Source organism: Streptomyces sp. LX-29 (assembly GCF_029541745.1).
Taxonomy (GTDB): domain Bacteria; phylum Actinomycetota; class Actinomycetes; order Streptomycetales; family Streptomycetaceae; genus Streptomyces.
Genome location: NZ_CP089746.1, coordinates 4,106,275 through 4,119,667 on the forward strand (window position 1 = coordinate 4,106,275; position 13,393 = coordinate 4,119,667).

Below are 13,393 nucleotides of genomic sequence, written 5' to 3' on the forward strand. Positions count from 1 at the left end.
ACAGCGCGTCGTCGACAGGTCGGCGGGCTCCTCGGCGGCCCGCCGGGTCGGCGGGCGGCCCTCACGCGTCGGTCGCGGACGGCGTGGGCGGCCCGGCATGGCCGGACCGCCCCGTCCGCACCCGGACGTCCCTCATCACGACACGAAAGATCTCAACGCAATGTCTGAGTCTGTTTCTGCCGCGGGCGGCGCGAGCTATGCGAGCGCGGGCGTCGACATCGAGGCGGGAGACCGCGCGGTCGAGCTGATGAAGGAGTGGGTGAAGAAGTCGACCCGTCCGGAGGTCGTCGGCGGTCTCGGCGGCTTCGCGGGGCTCTTCGACGCCTCCGCCCTCAAGCGCTACCAGCGTCCGCTGCTGGCCTCCGCCACCGACGGCGTCGGCACCAAGGTGGACATCGCGCGCCGGATGGGCGTCTACGACACCATCGGCCACGACCTGGTCGGCATGGTCGTCGACGACCTCGTGGTCTGCGGCGCCGAGCCGCTGTTCATGACGGACTACATCTGCGTGGGCAAGGTCCACCCGGAGCGGGTCGCGGCGATCGTCAAGGGCATTGCCGAGGGCTGTGTGCTGGCCGGCTGCGCGCTGGTCGGCGGCGAGACCGCCGAGCACCCCGGGCTGCTGGCCGCGGACGACTTCGACGTCGCGGGCGCCGGCACCGGCGTGGTCGAGGCCGACCAGGTGCTGGGCGCGGATCGTATCCGTAAGGGTGACGTGGTGATCGCGATGGCGTCCTCCGGACTTCACTCGAACGGGTACTCGCTGGTTCGGCATGTTCTCTTCGACCGCGCCGGCTGGGCGCTGGACCGCGAGGTTCCGGAGCTCGGCCGCACCCTCGGCGAGGAGCTGCTGGAGCCCACCCGGATCTACTCGCTGGACTGCCTGGCGCTGCTGCGCACGGCCGAGGTGCACGGCTTCTCGCACATCACCGGTGGTGGGCTGGCCAACAACCTGGCCCGGGTGATCCCGGACCACCTGCACGCCTCCATCGACCGCTCCAGCTGGACCCCGGGCGCGATCTTCGACCTGGTGGGCACGGCCGGCTCGGTGGAGCGGCTGGAGCTGGAGAAGACGCTCAACATGGGCGTCGGCATGGTCGCGGTGGTGCCCGAGCAGTCGGTGGACGTCGCCTTGACCGCGCTCGCGGACCGGGACGTCGACGCCTGGGTGTGCGGTGAGGTCACCGAGCGCACCGACGCGCACACCGCGGCCGTGACGCTGACCGGCGACTACGCGGGCTGAGCCGGACCCGCGGCGCGGAACCCGGCCGAGCGGAACCCGTCCGAGCCGGACCTGTTCCGGGGCCGGACCTGCTCCGGTGCGGGGCCGCCGTGCCCGAACCTCGTGGCAGACCCTCCCCGGGCCGTTCCGGCGGCCCGGGGCTCCGCCGTGCCGAGGCAATAGATCACTGCTGTGGACGGGGGCGCTACGCCCTCTGTACGCCCGCTTCCGGGCAGCACAGAAGCCGGTCCGAGGCAGAGGCCCCGGACCGGCCGAAGTACAGCGAGAAGCCGAACGTCAGAAGCGCGTATGGGCGCGCTCAGGCGCGCCGACGCTGCGCCGACGAACCGGACGGCTGGTCGTCGTCCTCATCGTCGTCGTCGTTGTACAGATCCGCGTACTGTGCGTACGGGTCGTCGTCCAGCTCATCGTCTTCGAACCGCTCGCCATTCGGCGGCTGGCTCGATGTCGATGCGCCCAGCTCCTCGGCCAGGCGTGAGAGATCCGTCCCACCGCTGTTGTACTTCAGCTGGCGGGCGACCTTCGTCTGCTTGGCCTTGGCCCGGCCGCGCCCCATGGCTCGACCCCCTCAACGACGGGGCTCGACGGCCCCAGAGTCTTGACACGCGTTCACGTTCACATGAGTCGGAGCGGACTCTCGGGGGGAGAGACCGGTCCGTAGGGCTTCAACGGTACCTGCTTCTGTGGCCATACGGTACGTCGCCCGCACGACGTGCCACTCGGCAGTCCCCGCGAGGCGCCCTGTCCTCGCTGGTCAACTGCGATTTTAACGTGTATTGAGCGCCGACCCGCCGACAAGCCGTGAGAGATCTCTCCCCGCGCGGCCTGTCCGTGTGCCGACAAATGTCGCAGCGGCCCGTCCCGGCGCCATGACGATGCCGGAGATCCGCCACAGGCAGCCTACCCCGACGAATCATTTCGTATGAAGGTACGAAATGATTCGTCGGGGCGAGGGGGTCAGCCCTGGCGGCCTTCCGCCATCCGCTGCTCCGCCAGCCGGTCGGCGGCCACCGCCGGCGGCACCCCGTCCGCCTTCGCCCGCTCGAATATGGCCAGCGTGGTGTCGAAGATCCCGTCCGCCTTCGCCTTCGCCCGCTCGAAGTCGAAACCGTGCAGCTCGTCAGCCACCTGGATGACGCCGCCGGCGTTCACCACGTAGTCGGGGGCGTAGAGGACGCCGCGGTCGGCGAGGTCCTTCTCCACCCCCGGGTGGGCGAGCTGGTTGTTGGCCGCACCGCAGACCACCGTGGCGGTCAGGGCCGGAACGGTCTCGTCGTTCAGGGCGCCGCCCAGCGCGCACGGGGCGTAGACGTCCAGGTCGGCGCGGATGAGGGTGTCCGTGTCGAGGACGGCGGTCACCTTCGGATGCCGGCTCATGATCCGGTCGACGGACTCCTGGCGCACATCGGTGATGAACACCTCGGCACCGTCCTCCAACAGGTGCTCGACCAGGTGGTGGCCCACCTTGCCGACACCCGCGACGCCCACCCGGCGGCCGGCGAGCGTGGGCTCGCCCCAGGCGGCCTGGGCGGAGGCCCGCATGCCCTGGAAGACGCCGAAGGCGGTGAGCACGGAGGAGTCGCCGGCGCCGCCGTTCTCGGGGGAGCGGCCGGTCGTCCACCGGCAGACGCGGGAGACCACGTCCATGTCCGCGACATAGGTGCCGACATCGCAGGCGGTGACATAGCGGCCGCCCAGGGAGGCCACGAAGCGCCCGTAGGCGAGCAGCAGCTCCTCCGTCTTGATCGTGTCGGGGTCACCGATGATCACGGCCTTGCCGCCGCCGTGGTCCAGCCCGGCGAGCGCGTTCTTATAGGACATGCCGCGGGCGAGGTTCAGCGCGTCGAGCACCGCCGCCTCGTCGGACGGATAGGCGTGGAAACGGGTGCCGCCCAGGGCCGGGCCCAGGGCGGTGGAGTGGATGGCGATGACGGCCTTCAGGCCGGTCTCGCGGTCCTGGCAGAGGACGACCTGTTCGTGGCCGCCCTGATCGGAGCGGAACAGGGTGTGCAGCACGCCGTCAGCATCGTCGGTGAGACGTACGTCAGTCACGGTGGTGACTCCCATATGTCGCTGGACGCCCCCCTGCGGGTGGGGAGGGCCGGTCGGCAAGAGGGTAAGCCCTCAAGGTCGCGGTGAGCGGTCAAGGAGACCGTTCTGTCATGCGTCTGGCATGGGACGATTCGAGCATCCGGCAGAGAGAACTCGAAGCACTCGAATCGGCCTTGAGGGAGCGTGCGTGGCGTTGGCGACTTCGGTGACTGTCCCGTACGCGGCGTATCTCCGGGTCTACGAGCCGCTCGCCGCGTTTCCGGAGCCGGAGCGCACGCACTGGGCGCGCTACGCGCGGCGTGATCGGCTGCCGGGGGCCCAGGACGAACTGCGCCGGTCGCTGGCGGACTTGCTTCCGGTGCCGCCGGTTCCGGTCCCCGTGCACGAGAGCGGCGACGCCTTCGTGGCCGTCGTCGACGGGGTGGTCTGCGTCTGCCCCTGGCGTACCCGGCTCCGGGGCTGGATCGCCCTGGAAGAGCTCGCCGAGCGCTTCCCGGCGCCGCTGCTGGACGCGGTGCTGCCGCCGGTGGTGCGGCGGCAGGCGGAGGCGGACTTCGCCCGCTGGCTGGAGCGCAACCCGGACGCACGACCCTGGATCCGCTCCGCGACCTGGCACGTTCCGGTGCGCTGGTTCGTCCTCTTCGCCGACGAGGAGCGCGAGTACACCAAGGGGGAGGAGGGGCTGCTGCTCCGCTACCGGACCCCGATGGTGGAGGCCCGGCGCCGGGTGGCGCGCGCCTTGAAGGTGCTGCGGGAGGCGCTCGGCGAGGGACCCCTGATCGACGGCCTGGTAGATGTTGGTCGATGGCTGGAGGAGTTCCACCCGCGCTCACTGGTCGAGCTCGACTACGGCGGACTGGTGCACGCGGTGCCCGAGGAGCGGCTGCAGGATGATCACTCGGCCGCCGATGTGGCGGAGGGGCTCGCGGCGCTGCGCGACGGGGACGGCGAGCGGGCCGGGCTTGCGTACGAACGGCTGACGGAGCGCTGGAGCATGGTGCGCGGACGGCAGAATGCAAGCTGAGGCGTGCGCCGGGCGCGTATGGGAGCGCGGCTGCGGGCGTCGGCCGGGGCGCGCGGGGCGTGAGCCGGCGGGTGCTCCGGGCGCGCGGGCGTCGGGCGACGGACCAACGGCCGGGACGTAGGTCCCGATCCGGGCTATTGCGGCAACAGTGACCTAACCCACTTACTTCGGGTCTTGCGGCTATCCCCTACCCTCGTGCCAAAATAGGACAAGGAGTCCAGGAGGGCCTCCTTCCGTCCAAGTAAGGGCGGATTCATCGGTATTGCACTCCTTGATGGTGCTGATGGCGCTTGGTCCCACCGTGACTGATCGTCACGGTTGGGTGACTGTCCGTTATGGCATGGTCCATCGGGTTCCGTCGAGGTTGAACACCTGAGAGGGCAATTCCATCGGTTTGGCCGACGGGGCTGGACAGATGGTGTAGTTGTAGTGCCGAGGACAAGCCGTTCGTCCTATAACCGACTCGGCCCGCGTCCGCCATTTCGGGCAACGCGGGTCAAGGTGCAGAATTTAGAGGAAAGAACCGTGATGGTTCGGTTCTCCCGAGGAGGCCGCTCATGACCGCTCGCACCCCTGATGCCGAGCCGCTGCTGACCCCGGCTGAGGTTGCCACGATGTTCCGCGTGGACCCGAAGACGGTCACGCGCTGGGCCAAGGCAGGCAAGCTCACGTCGATCCGCACGCTCGGTGGTCACCGGCGCTACCGCGAAGCGGAGGTCCGCGCGCTGCTGGCGGGCATCCCGCAGCAGCGCAGCGAGGGCTGAAACAACTGCATAACCGGGCATTTCCAGGCCCCCCAGCCTGGTTGATGGCCCACCACTAGCTCCACACGACAGCGCCTGCCCCAACAGGTGTGCCGCCCGTACGATGCGGGCGAGTCGTAGATCGCGCTGGACTCCGCCGGGTCCAGCGCGATTTTTCATGCCCGCGCGAAGGGGTGAACGCGCCGTCTACGAGGGCGGCGTGGCCGTGTCGGCCGGACCCGCCCCACCTCCTGCGGAGTCCGCATATTCCGTGCAAGGCGGCCCTTCAGGGCGGTGGGGGAGGGGGTGGAAGCGCTTCCCTGGGGGCACCCGAAAGGGTGGTGCAATTGCACATATTAAATTGACCTGTTGTAGGAGGGGTGTAAGTTGACCCCCTTTGGAAAGCCGTTCGGTGACTCCCGTCACATCGCATGCTGCTTGTCGTCACGTGCATACCTACGGTAAAGGGATTTCGGCCTTCCGTGCCGTGGAGGAAGAGGGCGCGGAAGGCGCATTGGATGCGTTCGCCGCGCGGAATCGAGCGCGTCTGTTTAGGCGCGTGAATCGCTGCCGAGGCGGCGCGGGGGTGGGTGGCTCTCCCGTGGGCGCCTCTGTCGTGAGTCCCGTGGGTGCCTCTGCCGTGGGTGCCTCTCCCGTGAGTCCCGTGGGGGCTTCTTCTCTGGGTGCCTCCCCCGTGGGCGGATCGGATCCCTCCGCCAGGGACGGGGCTGTCGCCGCCCGCGCGGGCCGACGTCCGGGCGGTGTCGGCCGTGTGAGGGCCGGAGTCGACGGCCGCCTGCGGCCGAGCGCTGCCGGCCATGCGGCGCCGGCCGGCGGTCGCGCGGCGAGGTACGGCGGCGGCGCGGCGCGGGACGGCAGTCGGGCGGTGCCGGTGGGAGCCGGCCGCGGGGAGCTGGACGGTGTCAGCCGCACGCGGTGCTCTTTCCGCCCTCTGCGGCGTCGGCGGCGCGCACGGCCTCCGCGGCGCGCACGGCCTCCGCGGCGCCCCTGTCGGCGCCTCGGGCCTCCTGGGGCTCCATCGCCAGCCGCAGCAGCCGGTGGCAGACCGGGCAGTGCCGGGTGGAATGGCGATACCCCATCGCCGCTGACAGATGGGCGCGTAACAACGCCCTGGTCTCATGCCTCGCGGTCGTCGTCATGAGCCGCACCTCCCGCGCGCCCCAGGCCACTTAAGTGATGGGTACCCCTGGTACGTGCCCCAGTCAAGACACGCAAAGGCCCGGATCCTCGTGCGGATCCGGGCCCGTATCCATTATGAGCCAGCACCCTGGGGGTGGACAGTGTCATGGCCGTCGCACGCGTCCGCGCGGTCGTGCGGAGCGCGTCGCGCGCGGGATGGGCGGTGCGGCGTCGGCGGGTGGGACACGATGCGGTTCGCGGTGCCTGCCGTGCCGCCGTGGAGTCCGGTCCCGGGGCGGGCCGTTGGGGCCGCGCAAACACCACGGCCCGCGATTCCAGGGGAATCGCGGGCCGTGATCCAGAGGCGGTCCTGACGGGATTTGAACCCGCGGCCTCCACCTTGACAGGGTGGCGAGCACTCCAAACTGCTCCACAGGACCTTGCTTCGCTTCCCACCTCGGTGGGCTGCGGAGACAGACTCTACAGCAGGTCAGGCCACCTGGTCGAACTCACTCTTGGCGACGGCGGGACTACGGGCGGACCGCGGCCGAACGGCGGCCGGCCGGCAGTCGGACGGCGGGTGGAACGAGCCTGGAACGGCTCGTTCCACGGGGTGCGCCGGGTGAGCGCCCGCCGGGTCGGCCGGCCGGCCGACCCGCACCTAGGGTGCCGCGGCGTCGATCGCCTTGACGATCCGCTTGTCCGAGATCGGGTACGCGGTGCCCAGGGCGTGCGCGAAGTAGCTCACCCGAAGCTCCTCGATCATCCAGCGGATCTCCCGGACCTCGCGTGACACCGGGCGCCCCTGCGGGAACTGCTCCAGCAGCCAGAGGTACTCGTCCCGCATCTCGTGCACCTTCGCCATCCGGGTGCGGTCCCGCTCCGCGTTGTTCGGCAGCTGCTGCAGCCGGCGGTCGACGGCCACCAGGTAGCGCATCAGGTCCGGGAGGCGACGCACGCCGTGCTCGGTCACGAAGCCGGGCTTGACCAGCTCCCCCAGCTGTTCCCTGACGTCGGTCAGGGAGGGCAGCAGGACCGGGCTCTTGGTGGCCTTGAGCCGGCGTTCGCACGCCTGCCAGGCGGCCAGCACCTCCTGCACCTTGCGGACGGTGTCCAGGGTGGCGTCGGTGATGTCCGCGCGGACGGCGTCGAAGAGCTTGCGAAAGGACTCCTCGTCCCAGGCCGGACCGCCGCGGGCGGCGATCAGTCGGTCCGCGGCGGCCGAGACGCAGTCCTCGAAGAGCACCTGGACGCTGCCGTGCGGGCTGGCGGAGAGCGCCAGCTTGGCCTGGTTGGTCAGCTTGCCCTGGGCGAACTTCGCGGGGTTGGAGGGCAGGTTGAGCAGGATCAGCCGGCGGGTGCCGCGCCACATCGCCTGCTGCTGCTCGACCTCGGTGTCGAAGAGCCGCACGGCGACCGAGGCGCCCTCGTCGACCAGCGCCGGGTACGCCTTCACCGGCTGCCCCGCGCGGCGCGTCTCGAAGGTGCGCGGCAGGGTGCCGATCGTCCACTGGGTCAGCCCGGTGCGCTGCTCGATGCCCGCGCCCTCCTTGGAGGACTCGAAGGCGCGGGAGATGGCCGCGCGGGTCTTCGGCTTCAGCCGCAGCCGCAGCGCCTCCAGGTCCTTGTCCTCGGCGAGCTTGCGGCGTCGCTCGTCGACCACCCGGAAGGTGATCTTCAGGTGGTCCGGGACCTTCTCCAGATCCCAGTCCTCGGGGGCGATCTTCACCCCCTGCATGCGCTGGAGCTCACGGGCGAGGGTGACCGTCAGCGACTCCTGGAGCGGCACCGCGCCGTCCAGAAAGCGCTTGGCGTAGTTGGGGGCGGGGACGTAGGCGCGCCGGATCGGCTTGGGCAGGGACCGGATCAGCTCGGTGACGAGGTCCTCGCGCAGCCCGGGGATCTGCCAGTCGAAGCCCTCCGGGGTGACCTGGTTGAGCACCTGGAGCGGGATGTGGACGGTCACGCCGTCGGCGTCCGCGCCGGGCTCGAACTGGTACGTCACCTTGAACTTGAGGGACCCCTGGCGCCAGGTGTCCGGGTAGTCGTCCTTGGTGACGCCCTCCGCGCGCTCGTTGATGAGCATCGACTTCTCGAAGCTCAGCAGCTCCGGCTCGTCCCGCCGCTTGTGCTTCCACCAGGAGTCGAAGTGCGCGCCGGAGACGACGTGCGCGGGGATGCGCTGGTCGTAGAAGTCGAAGAGCGTCTCGTCGTCGACCAGGATGTCGCGGCGGCGGGCGCGGTGCTCCAGCTCCTCGACCTCGCCGAGCAGCTTGCGGTTGTCGTGGAAGAACTGGTGGTGGGTGCGCCAGTCGCCCTCGACCAGCGCGTTACGGATGAACAGGTCGCGGCTGGTCTCCGGGTCGATGCGGCCGTAGTTGACCTTGCGCTGGGCGACGATCGGCACGCCGTAGAGCGTGACCTTCTCGTACGCCATCACCGCCGCCTGCTTCTGCTCCCAGTGCGGCTCGCTGTAGGTCCGCTTCACCAGGTGCTGGGCGAGCGGCTCGATCCACTCCGGCTCGATCCTGGCGTTGACCCGCGCCCACAGCCGGGAGGTCTCCACCAGCTCCGCCGACATGATCCAGCGCGGTGGCTTCTTGAAGAGCGCGGAGCCGGGGAAGACGGCGAACTTGGCGCTGCGCGCGCCCAGGTACTCGTTGCCCTTGCCGGTCGTCTCCTTGCCGCCTTCCGCCACGACGCTCTTGAGCCCGACGTGGGACAACAGGCCGGCCAGCAGGGAGGTGTGGATGTGGTCGGGCGCCGCGTCCTGCTCGGACAGGTGGATGCCCATGGTCTTGGCGACCGTGCGCAGCTGGCTGTAGATGTCCTGCCACTCGCGTATGCGCAGGTAGTTGAGGAACTCAGAGCGGCACATGCGGCGGAAGGCGGAGGAGGACAGCACCTTCTGCTGCTCGCGGATGTACCGCCACAGGTTGAGGAAGGCCAGGAAGTCGGAGGACTCGTCCTTGAAGCGGGCGTGCTGCTGGTCCGCCTGCTGCTGCTTGTCCGACGGGCGCTCGCGCGGGTCCTGGATGGAGAGCGCGGAGGCGATCACCATGACCTCGCGGACGCAGTTGTTGCGGTCCGCCTCCAGGACCATGCGGGCCAACCGCGGGTCGACGGGGAGCTGCGAGAGCTTCCGCCCCATCTGGGTGAGCCGCTTTTTCGGGTCCTTCTGCGTGCCGTCGATGGCGCCCAGCTCCTCCAGGAGCTGCACGCCGTCCTTGATGTTGCGCCGGTCCGGCGGGTCGATGAACGGGAACTTCTCGATGTCCCCGAGCCCGGCGGCGGTCATCTGGAGGATGACGGAGGCCAGGTTGGTGCGGAGGATCTCGGCGTCGGTGAACTCCGGACGGCTCAGGAAGTCGTCCTCGGAGTAGAGCCGGACGCAGATGCCGTCGCTGGTGCGGCCGCAGCGGCCCTTGCGCTGGTTGGCGCTGGCCTGGCTGATCGGCTCGATGGGCAGCCGCTGCACCTTGGTGCGGTAGCTGTAGCGCGAGATGCGGGCCATGCCGGTGTCGATGACATAGCGGATGCCGGGGACGGTGAGCGAGGTCTCGGCGACGTTGGTCGCCAGCACGATCCGGCGGCCGGTGTGGCGCTGGAAGACCCGGTGCTGCTCGGCGTGGGACAGCCGCGCGTACAGCGGCAGCACCTCGGTGAACGGCAGCGCCTTCCTGTTGAGCGCGTCGGCGGTGTCGCGGATCTCGCGCTCGCCGGAGAGGAAGACCAGGATGTCGCCCGACCCCTCGGCCTGGAGCTCGTCGACCGCGTCGCAGATCGCGGTGATCTGGTCCCGATCGGCGTCGTCGCCGCCCTCCTCCAGCAGCGGGCGGTACCGCACCTCCACCGGATACGTGCGCCCGCTGACCTCGACGATCGGCGCGTCGCCGAAGTGTCGGGAGAAGCGCTCCGGGTCGATGGTCGCCGAGGTGATGACGACCTTGAGGTCGGGTCGCCTGGGCAGCAGCTGGGCCAGGTAGCCGAGGATGAAGTCGATGTTGAGGCTGCGCTCGTGCGCCTCGTCGATGATGATCGTGTCGTAGGCGCGCAGCTCGCGGTCGGTCTGGATCTCGGCGAGCAGGATGCCGTCGGTCATCAGCTTGATGTGGGTGTCCTGGCTCACCTGGTCGGTGAAACGGACCTTCCAGCCGACCGACTCGCCCAGCGGGGTGCGCAGCTCCTCGGCGACGCGCTCGGCGACGGTGCGGGCGGCGATCCGGCGGGGCTGGGTGTGCCCGATCAGGCCCCGCACGCCGCGCCCCAGCTCCAGGCAGATCTTGGGGATCTGGGTGGTCTTGCCGGAGCCGGTCTCACCCGCGACGATCACCACCTGGTGGTCCCGGATCGCCTCCAGGATCACGTCCTTCTTCTGGCTGACCGGGAGCGACTCCGGGTAGTCGACCTCGGGTACCGCCGCCCGGCGTGTGGCCACGCGCAGCTCGGCTTGCTCGATGTCGGCGGCGATCTCGGAGAGCACGGCGGAGCGCGCCTCTGGCTTACGGATCCGGCGCGCGCCGTCGAGCCGGCGGCCGAGCCGCTGCTGGTCGCGCAGCGTCAGCTCGGGCAGGCGGTCCAGCAGGGCGGGCAGGGCGGGGGCAGGCGTGGTGGACATACGCGATCCAGGATCTCACTTCGCCGAAACGGCTGGCGAACCATTTCCGTCTGGGCCGGTCTGGGGGCTTATGCCCCGCTTGATTGCTTTAGCGGTTATCGCATGCGCGAAGGGTGCGGAGGGCGCGGGGCGGAGGCGGGGGGCGAGGAGCGACGGGGTGGACGACGGCCTGCGGAGCGGCCTTCCCGGCGATCGAGCGGTCGCGGTCCATGCGTGCGCGGAACGAAGCCCGCAAAGGGTGAGCGCCGGCTGGGCCGGACGGGTGAGGCCGGGGTCCGGGACAGGGGCGGGGCGCAGGTGCGAGGTTGCGGGGGTGCGAAGTGGCGGGAGAACGCGAAAGGCCCTGATCCGAGGATCAGGGCCTTTCTGTGGTGGCTGGGGCCGGGGTCGAACCGGCGACCTTCCGCTTTTCAGGCGGACGCTCGTACCAACTGAGCTACCCAGCCACGCAACCTCGCGGCTGCAGCGGTCCTGACGGGATTTGAACCCGCGGCCTCCACCTTGACAGGGTGGCGAGCACTCCAAACTGCTCCACAGGACCAAGCTCGTGCGAGCACTAGTCTCGCACATGATCTTACGTGCCCCCAACGGGATTCGAACCCGTGCTACCGCCTTGAAAGGGCGGCGTCCTGGGCCACTAGACGATGAGGGCTGATGGCCCACCTTGTGCGCCTCTCGGCGCCGTCGGGGACGTGAGAAGCATATGGGATGTCGGGATGGTTCGCCAAAACGGTTTACCGCGAGGCCCCCGAAGCGCCCCGAACGCGCTTATGACTCCTCCGGTAGATGGCGGCTGACCTCGGCCTTTGTCAGCCCGAGTCCATCCAGCTCGATCTCGTCCCAGACCTGGAGCCGATGGGTGTCGCGGTCCAGGTAGAGCACGGACGCCCGCACCTCGTCGGGTTCCGTGCCGCCGAACGCGCCGAACCCGGTGCCCCCGGTCGAGCCCCCGATCATCAGTCGGGTACCCCCCGGCAGCAGCTCGCTCTCCCGGTGGCGCGCATGGCCGGCCAGGACGAGCGGGACCGCGCCGTCGGCCTCCCGCGCGGCGGCCGGGTGGTGCGCGAGCGCGATGTCGACGGGGGTGCCGGCCGCGCGCTGGGCCCGAAGACCGGCGGCCAACCGCCGGCCCGCGCGGCGCTCGGTCGACTTGTCGTCGTCGGCGGCGGTCGCCGAGCGGTCGGCGGCGGACCGCGGAGCTCCGACGCCGGCGATGCGCAGCCCGGCGACGGTCACCGCGCGGCCGTCGTCCAGAACCGTCACTCCCCTGCGCCCGGAGAGGTACGCCTGTGTGTCGCGCGAGTCGCGGTCGCCGCGCACCCACACGTACGGGGCGCCGAGGTCGGAGACCGGGGCCAGGAAGCCGTTCTCGGCGGTGGTGCCGCGGCCGGTCGTGTCGCCCGTGTCGACGATGACGTCGATCTCGTACCGCTGCACGAGTGACCGGACCACGTGCCAGGACAGTGGGTTGAGACGGATGTCCGAGACGTGCAGCACCCGCATGGTCGTGGGGTCCGGCTGGTACGCGGGGAGGGTGGAGGTGGCCTCGTACACCTTGGTGACGTTGGCGACCAGGCGCGCCAACTCGCCCTGGTAGACGTCGAAGTCGTCGGCGATGGTCCGCGCGGAGCCCACCACCGCCGGGGCGCTGGAGAGCAGCCCCGAGTACCTCGGCTCCAGCACGGACTTCGGGTTCCAGGTGGCGTACGCCGCGACACCCGAGGAGGCGAGCAGCGCGAGCGCCAGCCCCCCGGCGGCCAGCGCGCGGCGCGGGCGTCGGAAGACGGCCAGGCCGAGCGCGGTGGCGCCGAAGGCCACCGCCGCGCAGGAGCGGATCGCCAGCTCACGGGTGCCGTGGACGACGTCGTCGGCGACCTCCTCCTGGAGCCCGGAGAGCCGCTCGGGGTGCTCCACCAGCGCCTCGGAGCGGACCGGATCGAGCCGGTCGACATCGACGTCCAGCCGGAGCGGGGCGCGATGGCTGCGGAATTCGAGCGAGCCGAGCGGGGACACGTCGATCGAGGTGCCGCCGGTGAGCGAGGGGCGCAGCGCCATCCGCGTCTCCATCGGGCCGACGGAGGCGTGGACGCCGCCGACGGCGAGCAGCCCCAGCCAGGAGCCGAGCACGGTGACGGCGATCAGGACGATCGCGCGGGGGAGCGGGCCCGAGGCCCGGAGGAGATCGGCGGAGTCGTCGGGGCGGAGACCCGGCTCGCCCGGGAAACGCGTCCCGCGCGGGCGGTGCTCCGGCGATCGGGCGCGGCGCCGTCGTCGTAGCCGTACGAGCGCCTCCCGGGCGCGCCGGGCCGCCTCCGCGGGGCTCCCGAGGGTCGTGGCCCCGGGTGCGCGCCGCGCGGTCGCGTGGTCGGTCGCACGCAAGCACCGGATGGTCGTGCGCAAGCGTCGGTCGGTCGTGCGCAAGCGCCGGACGGTCGTGCGGAGGCGCCGGGCGGCGGCCGGGAGGCGCGCGACGGCGGTGTGGAGCGGGCGGACCGGACGGAGCGGGCGGGCGGCGGCGGGGCCGGGCGGCGTGGTCCCGGACGGGGCGGTACGGGCCATTGGGCCCGTATGCC

The 13,393-nt window shown here is 70.7% G+C and carries 8 protein-coding genes and 4 tRNA genes; 3 read left to right on the plus strand and 9 right to left on the minus strand.

The features are described 5' to 3' along the window. The first annotated feature begins 160 nt into the window (after positions 1-160). The gene (gene purM / locus LRS74_RS17720; RefSeq protein ID WP_277741914.1) at positions 161-1,243 is read left to right on the plus strand and encodes a phosphoribosylformylglycinamidine cyclo-ligase; all 1,083 of its coding nucleotides are present in this window, start codon (positions 161-163) and stop codon (positions 1,241-1,243) included. 298 nt (positions 1,244-1,541) lie between these two features. Here the strand turns inward: purM and LRS74_RS17725 are convergent, their stop codons facing one another. Both LRS74_RS17725 and LRS74_RS17730 read right to left on the minus strand, forming a co-directional pair. After that, the gene (locus LRS74_RS17725; protein WP_144383319.1) at positions 1,542-1,799 is read right to left on the minus strand and encodes a DUF3073 domain-containing protein; all 258 of its coding nucleotides are present in this window, start codon (positions 1,797-1,799) and stop codon (positions 1,542-1,544) included. Positions 1,800-2,200: 401 nt separating this feature from the next. Continuing rightward, positions 2,201-3,310, minus strand: a complete 1,110-nt coding sequence (locus tag LRS74_RS17730; RefSeq protein ID WP_277741915.1) for a Glu/Leu/Phe/Val dehydrogenase dimerization domain-containing protein — start codon at positions 3,308-3,310, stop codon at positions 2,201-2,203. A 172-nt stretch (positions 3,311-3,482) separates the two neighbouring features. Here LRS74_RS17730 and LRS74_RS17735 point away from each other — a divergent pair, with 172 nt between their 5' ends. Further along, a complete protein-coding gene (locus LRS74_RS17735) occupies positions 3,483-4,319 on the plus strand; it encodes a hypothetical protein (RefSeq protein WP_277741916.1) in 837 nt (278 codons plus the stop codon). Positions 4,320-4,876: 557 nt separating this feature from the next. Continuing rightward, positions 4,877-5,083 (plus strand): developmental transcriptional regulator BldC, encoded by a 207-nt coding sequence (bldC, locus tag LRS74_RS17740; RefSeq protein ID WP_020869672.1) that lies wholly within the window; start codon positions 4,877-4,879, stop codon positions 5,081-5,083. 902 nt (positions 5,084-5,985) lie between these two features. Here bldC and LRS74_RS17745 read toward each other — a convergent pair. From LRS74_RS17745 to LRS74_RS17775, 7 genes are all read right to left on the minus strand, one after another. Then, positions 5,986-6,222 (minus strand): DUF6274 family protein, encoded by a 237-nt coding sequence (locus tag LRS74_RS17745; RefSeq protein ID WP_277741917.1) that lies wholly within the window; start codon positions 6,220-6,222, stop codon positions 5,986-5,988. A 345-nt stretch (positions 6,223-6,567) separates the two neighbouring features. Beyond that, positions 6,568-6,642, minus strand: a tRNA-Asp gene (locus LRS74_RS17750). A 221-nt stretch (positions 6,643-6,863) separates the two neighbouring features. Then, positions 6,864-10,820 (minus strand): ATP-dependent RNA helicase HrpA, encoded by a 3,957-nt coding sequence (gene hrpA, locus LRS74_RS17755; protein ID WP_277741918.1) that lies wholly within the window; start codon positions 10,818-10,820, stop codon positions 6,864-6,866. Positions 10,821-11,189: 369 nt separating this feature from the next. Further along, positions 11,190-11,266, minus strand: a tRNA-Phe gene (locus LRS74_RS17760). 20 nt (positions 11,267-11,286) lie between these two features. Continuing rightward, positions 11,287-11,361 (minus strand) — tRNA-Asp (locus LRS74_RS17765). A gap of 38 nt (positions 11,362-11,399) precedes the next feature. After that, positions 11,400-11,472, minus strand: a tRNA-Glu gene (locus LRS74_RS17770). Between the two features lie 116 nt (positions 11,473-11,588). Further along, positions 11,589-12,968, minus strand: coding sequence for a metallophosphoesterase (locus tag LRS74_RS17775; RefSeq protein ID WP_277744804.1), 1,380 nt, complete (start codon positions 12,966-12,968; stop codon positions 11,589-11,591). Positions 12,969-13,393: the final 425 nt, after the last annotated feature.

What these genes read in the sequence shown, in the direction of transcription:
- LRS74_RS17725 (WP_144383319.1), bottom strand. Translation starts at nt 1,799, where the DNA reads ATGGGGCGCGGCCGGGCCAAGGCCAAGCAGACGAAGGTCGCCCGCCAG.
- LRS74_RS17745 (WP_277741917.1), bottom strand. Translation starts at nt 6,222, where the DNA reads ATGACGACGACCGCGAGGCATGAGACCAGGGCGTTGTTACGCGCCCAT.
- bldC (WP_020869672.1), top strand. Translation starts at nt 4,877, where the DNA reads ATGACCGCTCGCACCCCTGATGCCGAGCCGCTGCTGACCCCGGCTGAG.
- purM (WP_277741914.1), top strand. Translation starts at nt 161, where the DNA reads ATGTCTGAGTCTGTTTCTGCCGCGGGCGGCGCGAGCTATGCGAGCGCG.
- LRS74_RS17730 (WP_277741915.1), bottom strand. Translation starts at nt 3,310, where the DNA reads ATGGGAGTCACCACCGTGACTGACGTACGTCTCACCGACGATGCTGAC.
- hrpA (WP_277741918.1), bottom strand. Translation starts at nt 10,820, where the DNA reads ATGTCCACCACGCCTGCCCCCGCCCTGCCCGCCCTGCTGGACCGCCTG.